We start from the raw sequence: 12,610 nt of genomic DNA on the forward strand, positions 1-12,610 counted from the left end.
GCTATTGTTATGCCGGTGATCCAGAGCACTGATAGACCAACATTAGCGAACTCTTTACTCTTAGGGCAAGAGTGCCGTTAAGAGTTTTTTAACCATTTCATCTGTCTTTCAATACGCACAGCAACACTTGGATAGGCCCTGAAATTAATAAGACCTTTGGATTCAACACCTTTTTATCGCGCTAATTATTAAGCCTTCTAGAATCCCATGATGGAAAAAAAATAATAATAATTCACTTGACTCAAGATGGTTTGGTGCAATCCCCAGACTCAGAAAAGAATTGTGCATAAAGGGGGCCAAGATGATTAAAAACCATTGCAAATGTAAGAATATAAAATTCTAAATTATAAAAATCCGGGGAAAATTGTAAGCACCGAATAGAATCAGGACACTGGCGCTAAGCATTTGTTTTCATTTAGCACAACGCCATGCCAGCGATTCTAGTTCGGCTGAAACCTGAGAGAATCGGGTGATCCACAATCTTCAAAAACTTCACAATAAACTGGAAATACAGACACAAAAAAACCCGGTACAAAGACCGGGTTTTTAAAAACTATCTGACCTGAAATCAGGCTGCCATGTTCTTAAGACGCTTAGCCAAACGCGATACTTTACGCGAAGCTGTGTTCTTATGAATCACGCCATTTGATACTGCGCGCATCATTTCTGGCTCAGCATCCTTGAATGCGGCCTGTGCAGCAGATTTGTCACCCAGTGCAATCGCATCTTCAAACTTGCGAATGAATGTACGAACGCGCGAACGACGGGATTTGTTGACCTCGGTGCGGGCTTCGATTTTACGAACCGCCTTCTTGGCCGAAGATGTGTTGGCCATAATATGCCTCTCTTTTTCTGTCAGCTTTCCAGCGGGCTTTTCAGCATCGATAGTATATCGAAGAGGCAGGCCACCGGTATCAATCTAGCATAAGTCTATCTGGGCAGCCCGAAAGCTACCAAACTTGTTGCGCGCTTATAGATCAGCTTTGCCAGCGCGTCAATGTGGATTCTCTCGCAGAAATGCTGCGAAATCCCACAACAGGCGGATATTACAGCCTCTATAAGCGTAATAGCCCCGCCTGAGCCATAGTTTCAAGCCCCAAGGCCGGTTTCAAGTGGAAAAAACGGCAGATAGATTCCGCCGTTGATTCCGATCGGCTCCGTCAGAGCACAGCTTTTTCTAGTGCTGCGCATCGTGGGCGAAGAGAATCGCAGCATTGCTGCGATCACGCATACCACCTTGCTCCCCTGGCCTCCTGGCAGTTCTGTCAGCGGTTTGAGAATGAGGGCGTTCTTTTATCGACAAAAGCTGCCATGCCCTCTTTCTGATCCTCGGTCGCAAAAAGCGCATGGAACGAGCGACGCTCATATTTGAGGCCTTCCTGCAATGTGCTTTCAAAAGCGCGGTTGACGCAATCTTTGGCCATCATCACGGAGGGGTTTGAGAAAGCCGCGATCCGTCCGGCAGCCTTCAACGCCTCATCAAGCAGTGCATCCGGGCTTACAACACGTGAAACCAGACCACTGCGCTCGGCTTCTGCTGCATCCATCATCCGGCCGGTCAAAACCATATCCATGGCCTTAGCCTTACCTACAAAGCGCGCCAGACGCTGTGTGCCGCCCATGCCCGGTAAAATACCGAGGGTAATTTCAGGCTGGCCGAATTTCGCCGTTTCCGAAGCAATGATAAAATCGCACATCATTGCCAGTTCACAACCGCCGCCAAGTGCATAACCACTGACCGCAGCAATCACCGGTTTGCGTATCGCATTAATACCTTCCCAATCACTCAGGAAATCGTTTCCATAGGCTTGCGCAAAAGTTAAAGACTGCATTTCTTTAATATCAGCGCCAGCTGCAAAAGCTTTATCGGATCCGGTCAGCACGATGGCGCCTACCGCATCATCCTTATCAAGGGCTTGCAAAGCAGCCGTCAGCTCGGTGATAAGCTGCGTGTTAAGCGCATTCAATGCCTGCGGGCGGTTCAGCCTGACCAAACCAACTGCACCGCGCGTTTCAGATAAAATAGTTTCATAAGCCATCATTCATACCCCTTACAGCCGCACTTTGGCGGCGGCTTTTCATCCTGTGTTTGCAGAAAATTATGTGCAGCATGCCGCACAATAAAATGTTGAACGCCCATTTTGCACAATGCGCTCTATCAAAGCGCCGCAGCGCCGGCACGGCTCCCCTTCGCGGTCATAAACTGCAAAAGAGTGCTGAAAATATCCAAGCGTGCCATCTGTTTGCCGGTGGTCGCGCAGGCTTGAGCCTCCGGCAACAATGGCATCGGCAATAACATCCCGGATGCAGGTGGCAAGCAGCTCCGACACATGCAGGTCATCCGCCACCTCGCCCGCAGCATGCAACGGTGAAAGCCCTGCACGCCACAAAGCCTCACACACGTAAATATTGCCAAGACCGGCAATCAGATGCTGATCCAGCAAAGCGGCTTTTAACGTGACTTTTTTGCCCTTGAATAAGGCCGCCAACACTGGCCCCGAGAGGCTGTTGCCGGTTGGTTCAATCCCAAGATTTTTCAGTGAGGCGTGCCCCTCCAACTCGCCGCTCTCAGCCAGAAGCAGAAAACCAAAGCGGCGCGGATCATTATAAATGACCTGACGCGCACCATATTGTGCGGTAGCCAAATGCAGAACCACATGATCATGCGTGGTATTTTTTTCCGGATATTTGGTCTTGGGATAATAAAAGCTATCATCGGCCTGATGAACTGGCTGATTATCTAACGACCCCCGTATATCCGGTTCAATCCGGTATGAACCCGACATCCCCAGATGGCTGATCAGGCTGGCGCCATCCTCAAACTCTATCAGCAGGTATTTGGCACGGCGCCCTAAAGAAATAATCTTCTGTCCAAGCAGCCGTTCACTCAGTTTTTCAGGAAAAGGAAAGCGCAAATCAGGCCGGTTTAAAACCAGCTTTTCAACCACTGCGCCCTCCATCACCGGCTGTAATCCGCGGCGGACAGTTTCCACCTCCGGCAATTCAGGCATCACTGCCTCCATTCATCGGCAAGAATGCCGCAGTGTTTACATGCTTAATATGCATCAAAAAATCTTCACCATGCAGTGTTTCACACAAACTGGCATCAAGCCCAAGATAGCCCGCAATCGACTTGCCGATATCTGCAAAACTGTGACGCATGCCTATGGTGCCACTGCCGGCACCGGCGATCAGCACTGGCACACATTCACGCGTGTGATCACTGCCGGGCCAACCCGGATCGCAACCATGATCGGCAGTGAGAATCATCAGATCACCGGTTTGCATTTTTGCCAGCAGCTCAGGCAAGCGCTTGTCAAAGGCCTCTAATGCTGCCGCATAACCGGCAATATCGCGCCGGTGGCCATAAAGCATATCGAAATCCACCAGATTGGTAAAAATCAGATCACCGTCTTTTGCCTCGTCCATACAGGCCAATGTGGCATCAACGAGTGCTGCATTACCATGGGCTTTACGCAGTTTGGTAATACCAGAGCCTGCGAAAATATCACTGATTTTACCAACACCAAAAACATCATGCCCGGAGGCTTCAACAACATTGAGCAGGGTTGGCTGCGGCGGCGGCACCGCATAATCACGCCGGTTACCGGTACGTTCAAAATTTGAGCTGCTATCACCAATGAAGGGTCTGGCAATAACGCGCCCGATATTAAGCGGATCAGCCAGCAGCCGCAAAGCAGCGCACAGATCATAGAGCCGCTGCAACCCGAAATGCTGCTCATGGGCTGCTACCTGCAAAACGGAATCCGAGGATGTGTAGAGGATCGGCTTGCCGGTCCTGATATGCTCCTCACCAAAATCCGCAATAATTTGGGTGCCGGATGCATGGCAATTCCCCAATATTCCGCTGAAATTTTGCTGGGTGGTTATGGTTGCAATCAATTCATCAGGAAAGGCCGGAATGGTTTTGGGGAAATAGCCCCATGCAAACGGCACCGGTAAACCGGCAATTTCCCAATGGCCGGAAGGTGTATCTTTGCCCTCAGATATTTCACTGGCAGCACCCCACAACCCGCTTAAGGATGTGTGTGCTGGCAAACCCGCTGGCAGGCTGCCACAGGCAAGCTGCGCTGCCTCTGCCAAACCTAGTGCTGCCAGATGCGGTAAATATAGCGGCTTTTGATTGCGCATACAGGCGCCAGCTATCGTGCCAAGTGTATTGGCACCGGCATCACCAAAGGCAGCAGCATCTGGCGCGCCGCCAATGCCAAAAGAATCGAGTATAATAAGGATCACTCGCCGCATCAAAGAATGCCTTCAGCTGTTTCATGATAGCTTTCACAGAACATGGCTTATCATAAAGCACAGCTCAAGGGTCAAGAAAGGAAATCATCAACACTGCCTGTAAGCTTGCCTTATTTATTGGCGATTGCTTATTCTGTTTAACCAGAGCGACTCATCTGTGCTCCCGCCCGCTCCTGCAATAATTATCGGAACTGATTATGACATCCCTTGCTTTATCTGCGAACCGTGCTGCTCTTCTGGATCATCAGGCTACGGACAGTCGTCCGGTATGGCTGGTCACACCGGATATTTTAACCGGTGGTGAATTACCGCAAGCGATCCGCAACTGGGCGCAGGCCAATGGCTATAAAGGCAAAGCCGGGCAATTATTGATCCTTGCCAATGATCAGGGACACATCACCGGCGCATTGTTTGGTATTCAGTCCACCGATAAAGACCGCAGCGGCGAAGGTCGCCTCATCAGCGGCAAGCTTGCCCGGGTTTTACCGGCCGGTAACTGGCATATTGCAAGCCCGATTGAGAATGCTGATCTTTTTGCACTCGGTTTTCTGCTCGGCGGTTATCAGTTCAACCGCTATAAACGCGCTAATGGTGCAGATACAAAAGACACAGCCAATCTGTTTATAAAAGATTTGCATGATCTGGCTGAAACCCGCCGTCTGGCTGATGCCAGCGCCATGAGCTGCGACCTCATCAATACCCCGACCAATGATATGGGGCCTGATGCGCTGGAACTGGCTGCACGTGATCTTGCTGCTGCCTATGGTGCAAAATTTAGTGCCATTACCGGTGATGCGCTGCTGGAGCAGAATTTACCGATGATCCATGCGGTCGGCCGCGCCAGCGATAAAGCACCGCGCCTGATCGATTTGTCTTGGGGTAAGGAAACGCACCCGAAAGTAACACTGGTCGGCAAAGGTGTTTGCTTTGATACCGGTGGTCTGGATATCAAACCTGCCAGCGGCATGCTCCTGATGAAAAAAGATATGGGCGGCGCGGCCAATGTGCTGGGTCTTGCCCGTATGATTATGGATGCCAAACTACCGGTGCGTCTGCGCGTGCTGATCCCTGCCGTTGAAAATGCTATTGCCGGCAATGCATTCCGCCCCGGCGATGTGCTGACCTCGCGCAAAGGCCTGACTGTTGAAATCGGTAATACCGATGCCGAAGGGCGTCTGGTTCTGGCCGATGCGCTGACATTGGCAGATGAAGAAAACCCCGATCTCATTATTGATATGGCCACACTTACCGGTGCCGCACGCGTTGCATTGGGGCCTGACCTGCCGCCATTCTACAGCCATAACGAGGCATTTGCTACGCAGGTCAGCGAACAGGCCGCAATGGTGGCCGATCCTTTGTGGCGCATGCCGCTCTGGGCACCTTACGAGGAGCGCCTGACTTCTAAAATTGCCGATCTCAACAATGTCACATCAGACGGTTTTGCCGGTTCGGTTACCGCCGCTCTGTTCTTGTCGCGTTTTGTTGAAAATGCCAAAGTCTGGGGGCATTTCGATATTTACGGTTGGACACCAGTTGAAAAACCGGCTGCGCCCGCAGGCGGTGCGGCACAGGGTATCCGCACGCTTTATCATGTGATCAAGCAGCGCTATAGCGCAAACACTTAACCGAACGAAACGCGGTATTTCATGGCTGTCGAGTTAAAACCCTTACAGGCGCTGACATTGCTACAAACTGTCTCCCTGTCACAAGTGCGCGATGAAAGCCATGATCTCACCTGGCGGCAAATGGCTGTTTTGTTGACCATTTATCTGGAAACACCACCCCATACCGTGCGGGCACTGGCTGCACGGCTCGGTGTGACCAAACCAGTGATCACCCGCGCCCTTGATACGATGGGCACAATGGGACTGGTGAGCCGCCACCGTGACCCGCAGGATCTGCGCAATGTTATTATTAAAAGAACTGTCAACGGCGCCCTCTATGTCGAAAGACTGGGCGACCGTATCATTGATAAGTCCAAGGAATTGCCTTTATGACTAAGCCTGATCGCCGCCTGAACGCCTATCGCCCTGATCTTGCCGACAGTGCATTGCGCGGAAAAGTTGATGCTGCAGCCTTTACCGAAGGTTTTACGCAACGTGTTATTGTGCCGGTTTGCGATTTGCGCGGTAAGCCTGAACCAATGAGCGGCCCGCAAAGCCAAATCCTGTATGGCGATGAGGTCACTGTTTTTGAACAGGCTCATGGCTGGAGCTGGGTACAGGCCAAGCGCGACGGTTATGTTGGCTATATTGCGGATAGCGAGCTTGGAGACACCGGCTCCGCCCCGACCCATCGCATCTGTGTGCCCCGCACATTCATCTATTCCGGTGCTGATCTGCGCTTTCGCCATACCAGTGTTTTATCGCTTGGGTCGGTCGTCAGCATTACTGAATTTAAAGAAAACCGTGGCAGTCGCTATGGCATGCTGGCAGATGGCACGGCCATTTTTGCCAAGCATTTGCGCGCAATTGATGAAACAGTGACTGATTATGTTTCAACCGCTGAGAGCCTGCTTAACACGCCGTATTTATGGGGTGGCACGTCCGGCCTTGGCATTGACTGCTCCGGTTTGGTGCAGCTTGCAATGCTGGATGCAGGACGTGATGTGCTGCGCGATTCCGATATGCAAGGTGATCACTTAGGAGAGGTCATTGATGCCGGTAAGGATTATGCCGATCTGCAGCGCGGTGATCTGGTGTTCTGGCCCGGCCATGTTGCGATTATGACCGATGCAAAGACGATGATCCACGCCAATGGCCACACAATGACAGTATCGTATGAGGATTTGCGCGAAGGTATTGACCGGATTGCCTATCTTTACGATCTGCCATCGCATTTCCGCCGCCCGTAAAATTATAATCCCCATACAAAAAGCCGCTGCAACAGTTCAGCGGCTTTTTGTATTTACATGGTAATACCGGCTCAAACGCGTGGTGGCAGCACGCGATCCGGTGCGCGGTGACCGTCCCAGAATGCGCGGATATTAACGATCACTTTATCGCCCATATCAATGCGGCCTTCCAGCGTTGCCGATCCCATATGCGGCAGCATCACCACTTTGCCCTCAGAGGCCAGTTTCAACAAGCGTTCATCCACCGCCGGATGCTGCTCAAAAACATCAAGACCAGCGCCCGCAAGTTTACCGTTTTCGATCTGGCTGATCAGGGCATTTTCATCAACAATTTCACCGCGCGAGGTGTTAACCAGATAGGCTGATGGCTGCATCAGCTCAATGCGACGCGCTGACAGCAAATGAAATGTTGCCGGTGTTGACGGGCAGTTCACGGAAATAATATCCATCCGCGCCAGCATCTGATCGAGGCTGTCCCAATAGGTTGCTTCCAGCTCCTCTTCAACCGCAGCATGCACGCGTTTGCGGTTATGATAATGGATTGCGAGGCCAAACGCTTTGGCGCGGCGTGCCACGGCAGTACCAATGCGCCCCATGCCGATTATACCAAGACGCTTGCCCCAGATACGCCGACCCAGCATCCATGTCGGTGACCAGCCCGGCCACTCACCGGAATCAGAAAAAACATTGGCACCTTGCACCAAACGGCGCGGCACAGACAAAATCAGCCCCATCGCCATATCAGCAGTGTCTTCAGTCAGCACATTGGGGGTATTGGTTACGGCTATGCCGCGCTTGGCAGCGGCTGCAACATCCACATTATCCACGCCATTGCCGAAATTTGCGATCAGCTTGAGATTGGCACCCGCCTGCTCAATCAGCTCCGCATCGATCACATCGCGAATCGTCGGCACCAGCACATCGGCCTCACGCATAGCGCTCGCCAATTCTTCGCGCGACATTTTTTGATCGTCAATATTCAGACGCGCATCAAACAATTCACGCATGCGCGTTTCAACAGGATCCGGCAATTTCCGGGTAATGACGACCAATGGTTTCTTTTTGCCCGACATTTCCACCCCTTTGATGTGTCGCGTTGAGACCTCCTTAACCAAGAAGGTGCACAGTACGGCATTGTCATGGTTCTTTTCCTGTCTAGCAAGGCAATTGAACAAAGACAAAGAAAAACCGCCGGTCTCAATAAACGATCTTTATCACCAGCCGGTGGCCACCAAACGACACTGAACTGCAAAAACTTTGTCTGCCTGTTCAAATGGTGATCCGGTCAGGACTGTAAATGAATCTGCATATGCGTAAAACGGGTAAATTCCATTTTTGTCTTCTGCTTGCTGCTGGTATAATTTCCGGCATATTTGTGCTGCCCGCTTTTAACAACGGGCACCATGCGGCTGCTCAAAGTGCGGCATCGGGCGAATCGCCTACAGAAAACCTCGGCCCAAGCGGCTTGCCGATCCCGCGTTTTGTGAGCCTCAAACCTACCCGTGTTAATACCAGAGTTGGCCCTAGCCGAGATTATGCCGTGTCATGGCTTTATACCAAGTCCGGTCTGCCTGTCGAAATTATTCAAGAATATGATAATTGGCGACGCATCCGCGATGCCGACGGTACTGAAGGCTGGGTTTACCAATCGCTGCTTGCCGGTAAGCGTACAGCGATTGTTGCCCCTTGGGAGCGCGGTAAAACCGAAGCCCTGATTGATTTATTTGCCAGCGCCAATGAAACTGCGCGCGTGGTGGCGCGGTTAGAGCCGGGGGTCATCAGTGCTATCCGCGAATGTAGTGGGCAATGGTGCCAGCTCGATGTCAGCGGTACACGCGGCTGGATACGCCAAAGACAAATCTGGGGTGCTTATCCCGGTGAGGTTTTTGACTAAAAATATATGTGCGGCATTAAAACACTGAGCGCGCGCCAAGGTATCTTCGCTATCAAAATATTTTTGCGCGCATCTGCCCACTTCTCATCCGAAGGGAAAAGCGTTAAAAGCCCCTCATGAAGGATCAATCAGCACCCCACACGCATCACCACGAAGCGGAAACTGCGCTTGCAGCCAGCGTTTCAGATACTGTTTCACCCGCGACCAAAGCAGGTGAAGTTACCAGCGCTGAACCAAGCGCGGTTACCGGTAATACACGCAAGGTATTTGTTAAAACCTATGGCTGTCAGATGAATGTCTATGACAGCCAGCGTATGGCCGACAGCCTGGCAACAGAAGGCTATGTTACTACAGACAGTGCTGATGATGCAGATATGGTGCTGATCAATACCTGCCATATCCGTGAAAAAGCTTCTGAAAAACTCTATTCTGCACTTGGCCGTCTGCGAAAACTGAAAAACAAGCGCCATGCCAATGGTCAGGATCTGATTATTGGTGTTGCGGGCTGCGTTGCGCAGGCCGAGGGTGACGAAATTTTGCGCCGTTCGCCAACCGTTGATCTGGTTGTGGGCCCACAAACCTATCACCGGTTGCCACAAGCGCTGGCTGAGGTGCGTGAGGGCCGTCAGGTTGTTGATACGGAATATGCCGTTGAAGACAAGTTCGAGCATTTGCCGAGCGCCAGCCGCGAACAGGTGCGCAAGCGCGGCGTATCGGCTTTTCTGACGGTGCAGGAAGGCTGCGATAAATTTTGTACTTTCTGTGTGGTGCCTTACACGCGCGGCTCGGAAGTTTCACGCTCCGTTGCCCAGATTGTCAATGAAGCCACCAAACTGGCACAGGCCGGTGTGCGTGATCTGACCCTGCTTGGCCAGAATGTAAATGGCTGGCATGGTGCAGGCGATGACGGCCGTGAATGGGGTCTTGGCGAGTTGCTTTACCGCTTGGCAGACATTCCGGGCATTGCGCATCTGCGTTATACCACCAGCCATCCGCGCGACATGGATGAGGCGCTGATCAACGCCCATCGTGATCTTGATATTCTGATGCCCTATCTGCATCTGCCGGTGCAATCCGGTTCAGACCGTATTCTCAAAGCTATGAACCGCAGACATAAAGCGCAGGATTATATTCAACTCGTTGAACGTATCCGCGCTGGTCGCCCTGATCTAGCATTATCCGGTGATTTTATTGTCGGTTTTCCCGGTGAAACGGATCAGGATTTTGAAGATACGCTGCAATTGGTACGCACTGTGCGTTATGCGCAGGCCTATTCATTCAAATATTCTCCGCGCCCCGGCACGCCCGGTGCCGATCTGCCGGACCATGTGGATGAAGCGGTGAAGGATGAACGCCTTCAGCGCTTGCAGGCGCTTCTCAGTGAGCAGCAATATGCGTTTCAGGACAGCCTTGTTGGTACCGAAATGCACGTTCTTCTCGAAAAGCCCGGTCGTTTTGAAGGCCAGATGATTGCGCGTTCACCGTGGCTTATTCCGGTAATTGTGGATAATGAACCGGGCGAAATCGGTGATATTGTCAAAGTGAAAGTGCATGCGACCGGCACCAACAGCCTGATGGCATTGAAGAGCAGCTGACATCTTTGTGTGTTCAAGCTTTCGCACGTGACAGTGTCATCAATCTGTACCATAATCATGCCAAATATTATCAGACAGGAATGGCGGCGTGTTACTCATTGAATACAGCCATATCTGATATAAGCATACCGGTACAAACGCATAAAAGACTGCATTTTTCCAAACCGCAATTTCCCAAACCGCAACTTCAAGGAGAGCCGGTTGAACGTTACCACGGGCAAACAGGTTACTGAAAAACTGAAACAGTCCACTCCGACATCTTCTGCACAGCAGAAAGGCGCCACATCTTCCGCGCAACAGAACGGCGCTTCCGACATGGCACATATTGTCCTGACCTTTGACAGCAACCGGCTGGCAAGTGCCCTCTTCGGACAATTTGATGAAAATCTCGCTTATATTGAGCAAAAGCTCGGCGTTGATGTTCGTTCCAAAGGCAATCAGCTTGATTTGCGCGGAACGGCCGCAGTCACAGAACAGGCACGTATCGTTCTTGATCACCTTTATTCGCTTTTGCAAAAGGGGCACGACCTGAGTAAATCCGATGTTGACGGCGCATTGCGCATGGCGGCCAATATAACGCCTGAAAGTAATGACCAGCTGAGCTTGCCGACACTGGAATCAAAAGCGCGGCTTTCAGCCGCCCAGATCAGCACCCGCAAGAAAACAATCTTTGCCCGCACCCCTACACAGGATGCCTATATGCGCGCTATGGAGCGCTCAGAGCTGGTTTTTGGCACCGGCCCTGCCGGCACAGGCAAAACCTATCTGGCGGTTGCCCATGCAGCGATGTTGCTTGAACGCGGCCTTGTGGAGCGCATCATTCTTTCACGACCTGCGGTTGAAGCAGGCGAACGTCTCGGCTTTCTGCCGGGCGATATGAAAGAAAAGGTCGATCCGTATCTTCGCCCACTCTATGACGCGCTTTATGATATGATTCCCGCCGATAAAGTGGAGCGCGCGCTGGCAGCCGGAGTAATTGAAATTGCCCCGCTGGCATTTATGCGTGGCCGCACACTGGCACATGCTGCTGTTATTCTGGATGAGGCACAAAACACCACAACCATGCAGATGAAAATGTTTCTGACCCGTTTGGGTCAGGGATCACGCATGATCATTACCGGTGACCCGAGCCAGATCGATCTGCCAAGCGGCCAGAAATCCGGCTTGGTGGAAGCGCTGGAAATTCTCGGTGATGTAGAAAATATCGTCACGGTGCGCTTCAGCGACAAGGATGTGGTGCGCCATCCGATGGTTGCAGCCATTGTGCGGGCCTATGAAAAACGCGGCGCTGCCCGCACCTTGCGCCAGCAACGTACAATCACACCTGATGAGGCCATCCAGGCCGATATTCCGGCTGACAGTGAAGCCGGTAAAACATCCGCATAAATGATATCGTCTTATATATAGTGCATATAGCAGCCCCGCTTGTTAAAAGCAGGGCTGCTTTCTTAATGATTGTAAGCCATAGAACAGGCTTTTAACGGAACCGAGATGATCACAATTGATATTCTCACTGAGAGCCCGCTCTGGGACACTCCCGAAAAGGGCGGCAGTGAAATTTATGAAAGCCTTGCCGAGGCTTGTGCTGAGGCCGTCTGGCAGCAATTGGCTTTGCCGAAGATGGTCACAGAACTCAGCATCGTTCTGACCGATGATGCATCCATTAGGGAAATTAATGCCCAATGGCGCAATAAAGACAAGCCGACCAATGTTTTGTCTTTTCCGGCCTTCGAGATTGCTGCCGGCGACAAGCCGGGACCGATGCTTGGTGATATTATTATCGCCAGAGAAACGGTAGAACGCGAAGCTGTTGATGAACAGAAAAGCTTTGATCAGCACCTGCATCATATGATTGTGCACGGGTTGCTGCATCTTTTGGGTTATGACCATGAAGATGAAGAAGAAGCCGAGGAAATGGAAGCTCTGGAGCGTAAAATTCTCCTCACTCTTGCCATACCTGACCCTTATACGATACATTCACCCGATAATGAAAACGATTGA

The 12,610-nt window shown here is 51.5% G+C and carries 12 protein-coding genes; 7 read left to right on the forward strand and 5 right to left on the reverse strand.

Annotated features, from left to right (window positions below; translation table 11 throughout):
• Positions 1–568: 568 nt before the first annotated feature.
• From rpsT to MP213Fo_RS07005, 4 genes are all read right to left on the reverse strand, one after another.
• Complete coding sequence (gene rpsT / locus MP213Fo_RS06990) at positions 569–835, reverse strand: 30S ribosomal protein S20 (protein ID WP_421090901.1); 267 nt, start codon at positions 833–835, stop codon at positions 569–571.
• Positions 836–1,265: 430 nt separating this feature from the next.
• Positions 1,266–2,039 (reverse strand): enoyl-CoA hydratase, encoded by a 774-nt coding sequence (locus MP213Fo_RS06995; protein ID WP_421091055.1) that lies wholly within the window; start codon positions 2,037–2,039, stop codon positions 1,266–1,268.
• A gap of 60 nt (positions 2,040–2,099) precedes the next feature.
• Positions 2,100–3,011 carry a bifunctional DNA-formamidopyrimidine glycosylase/DNA-(apurinic or apyrimidinic site) lyase gene (gene mutM / locus MP213Fo_RS07000; RefSeq protein ID WP_421090902.1) on the reverse strand — a complete coding sequence of 304 codons (912 nt, stop codon included), beginning with the start codon at positions 3,009–3,011 and terminating at the stop codon, positions 2,100–2,102.
• A complete protein-coding gene (locus MP213Fo_RS07005) occupies positions 3,004–4,266 on the reverse strand; it encodes a phosphopentomutase (RefSeq protein ID WP_421090903.1) in 1,263 nt (420 codons plus the stop codon). The genes mutM and MP213Fo_RS07005 overlap by 8 nt, the downstream gene beginning before the upstream one ends.
• 197 nt (positions 4,267–4,463) lie before the next feature.
• On the opposite strand from MP213Fo_RS07005, the gene MP213Fo_RS07010 reads away from it, so the two are divergent.
• Genes MP213Fo_RS07010 through MP213Fo_RS07020 form a run of 3 tightly spaced genes read left to right on the forward strand, consistent with a single transcriptional unit; the run spans position 4,464 to position 7,120 of the window.
• A complete protein-coding gene (locus MP213Fo_RS07010) occupies positions 4,464–5,891 on the forward strand; it encodes a leucyl aminopeptidase family protein (RefSeq protein ID WP_421090904.1) in 1,428 nt (475 codons plus the stop codon).
• 21 nt (positions 5,892–5,912) lie between these two features.
• Complete coding sequence (locus MP213Fo_RS07015; protein ID WP_421090905.1) at positions 5,913–6,263, forward strand: MarR family transcriptional regulator; 351 nt, start codon at positions 5,913–5,915, stop codon at positions 6,261–6,263.
• Positions 6,260–7,120 (forward strand): NlpC/P60 family protein, encoded by an 861-nt coding sequence (locus MP213Fo_RS07020; protein WP_421090906.1) that lies wholly within the window; start codon positions 6,260–6,262, stop codon positions 7,118–7,120. The genes MP213Fo_RS07015 and MP213Fo_RS07020 overlap by 4 nt, the downstream gene beginning before the upstream one ends.
• Positions 7,121–7,191: 71 nt before the next feature.
• Here MP213Fo_RS07020 and MP213Fo_RS07025 read toward each other — a convergent pair whose 3' ends face one another.
• Entirely contained in the window at positions 7,192–8,193 is a 1,002-nt protein-coding gene (locus MP213Fo_RS07025; protein WP_421090907.1) for a 2-hydroxyacid dehydrogenase, read from the reverse strand.
• A gap of 224 nt (positions 8,194–8,417) precedes the next feature.
• On the opposite strand from MP213Fo_RS07025, the gene MP213Fo_RS07030 reads away from it, so the two are divergent.
• The 4 genes from MP213Fo_RS07030 (at position 8,418) to ybeY (ending at position 12,610) form a co-directional block, all read left to right on the forward strand.
• The gene (locus MP213Fo_RS07030; RefSeq protein WP_421090908.1) at positions 8,418–9,014 is read left to right on the forward strand and encodes an SH3 domain-containing protein; all 597 of its coding nucleotides are present in this window, start codon (positions 8,418–8,420) and stop codon (positions 9,012–9,014) included.
• A gap of 116 nt (positions 9,015–9,130) precedes the next feature.
• Positions 9,131–10,609 (forward strand): tRNA (N6-isopentenyl adenosine(37)-C2)-methylthiotransferase MiaB, encoded by a 1,479-nt coding sequence (gene miaB / locus MP213Fo_RS07035; RefSeq protein ID WP_421090909.1) that lies wholly within the window; start codon positions 9,131–9,133, stop codon positions 10,607–10,609.
• Between the two features lie 315 nt (positions 10,610–10,924).
• Positions 10,925–11,995 (forward strand): PhoH family protein, encoded by a 1,071-nt coding sequence (locus MP213Fo_RS07040; protein ID WP_421091056.1) that lies wholly within the window; start codon positions 10,925–10,927, stop codon positions 11,993–11,995.
• Positions 11,996–12,100: 105 nt separating this feature from the next.
• Positions 12,101–12,610 carry an rRNA maturation RNase YbeY gene (ybeY, locus tag MP213Fo_RS07045; RefSeq protein ID WP_421090910.1) on the forward strand — a complete coding sequence of 170 codons (510 nt, stop codon included), beginning with the start codon at positions 12,101–12,103 and terminating at the stop codon, positions 12,608–12,610.

This window comes from Pseudochrobactrum mosebachae, assembly GCF_048914685.1.
GTDB lineage: Bacteria > Pseudomonadota > Alphaproteobacteria > Rhizobiales > Rhizobiaceae > Pseudochrobactrum.

What these genes read in the sequence shown, in the direction of transcription:
- rpsT (WP_421090901.1), bottom strand. Translation starts at nt 835, where the DNA reads ATGGCCAACACATCTTCGGCCAAGAAGGCGGTTCGTAAAATCGAAGCC.
- MP213Fo_RS06995 (WP_421091055.1), bottom strand. Translation starts at nt 2,039, where the DNA reads ATGGCTTATGAAACTATTTTATCTGAAACGCGCGGTGCAGTTGGTTTG.
- mutM (WP_421090902.1), bottom strand. Translation starts at nt 3,011, where the DNA reads ATGCCTGAATTGCCGGAGGTGGAAACTGTCCGCCGCGGATTACAGCCG.
- MP213Fo_RS07005 (WP_421090903.1), bottom strand. Translation starts at nt 4,266, where the DNA reads ATGCGGCGAGTGATCCTTATTATACTCGATTCTTTTGGCATTGGCGGC.
- MP213Fo_RS07010 (WP_421090904.1), top strand. Translation starts at nt 4,464, where the DNA reads ATGACATCCCTTGCTTTATCTGCGAACCGTGCTGCTCTTCTGGATCAT.
- MP213Fo_RS07015 (WP_421090905.1), top strand. Translation starts at nt 5,913, where the DNA reads ATGGCTGTCGAGTTAAAACCCTTACAGGCGCTGACATTGCTACAAACT.
- MP213Fo_RS07020 (WP_421090906.1), top strand. Translation starts at nt 6,260, where the DNA reads ATGACTAAGCCTGATCGCCGCCTGAACGCCTATCGCCCTGATCTTGCC.
- MP213Fo_RS07025 (WP_421090907.1), bottom strand. Translation starts at nt 8,193, where the DNA reads ATGTCGGGCAAAAAGAAACCATTGGTCGTCATTACCCGGAAATTGCCG.
- MP213Fo_RS07030 (WP_421090908.1), top strand. Translation starts at nt 8,418, where the DNA reads ATGAATCTGCATATGCGTAAAACGGGTAAATTCCATTTTTGTCTTCTG.
- miaB (WP_421090909.1), top strand. Translation starts at nt 9,131, where the DNA reads ATGAAGGATCAATCAGCACCCCACACGCATCACCACGAAGCGGAAACT.
- MP213Fo_RS07040 (WP_421091056.1), top strand. Translation starts at nt 10,925, where the DNA reads ATGGCACATATTGTCCTGACCTTTGACAGCAACCGGCTGGCAAGTGCC.
- ybeY (WP_421090910.1), top strand. Translation starts at nt 12,101, where the DNA reads ATGATCACAATTGATATTCTCACTGAGAGCCCGCTCTGGGACACTCCC.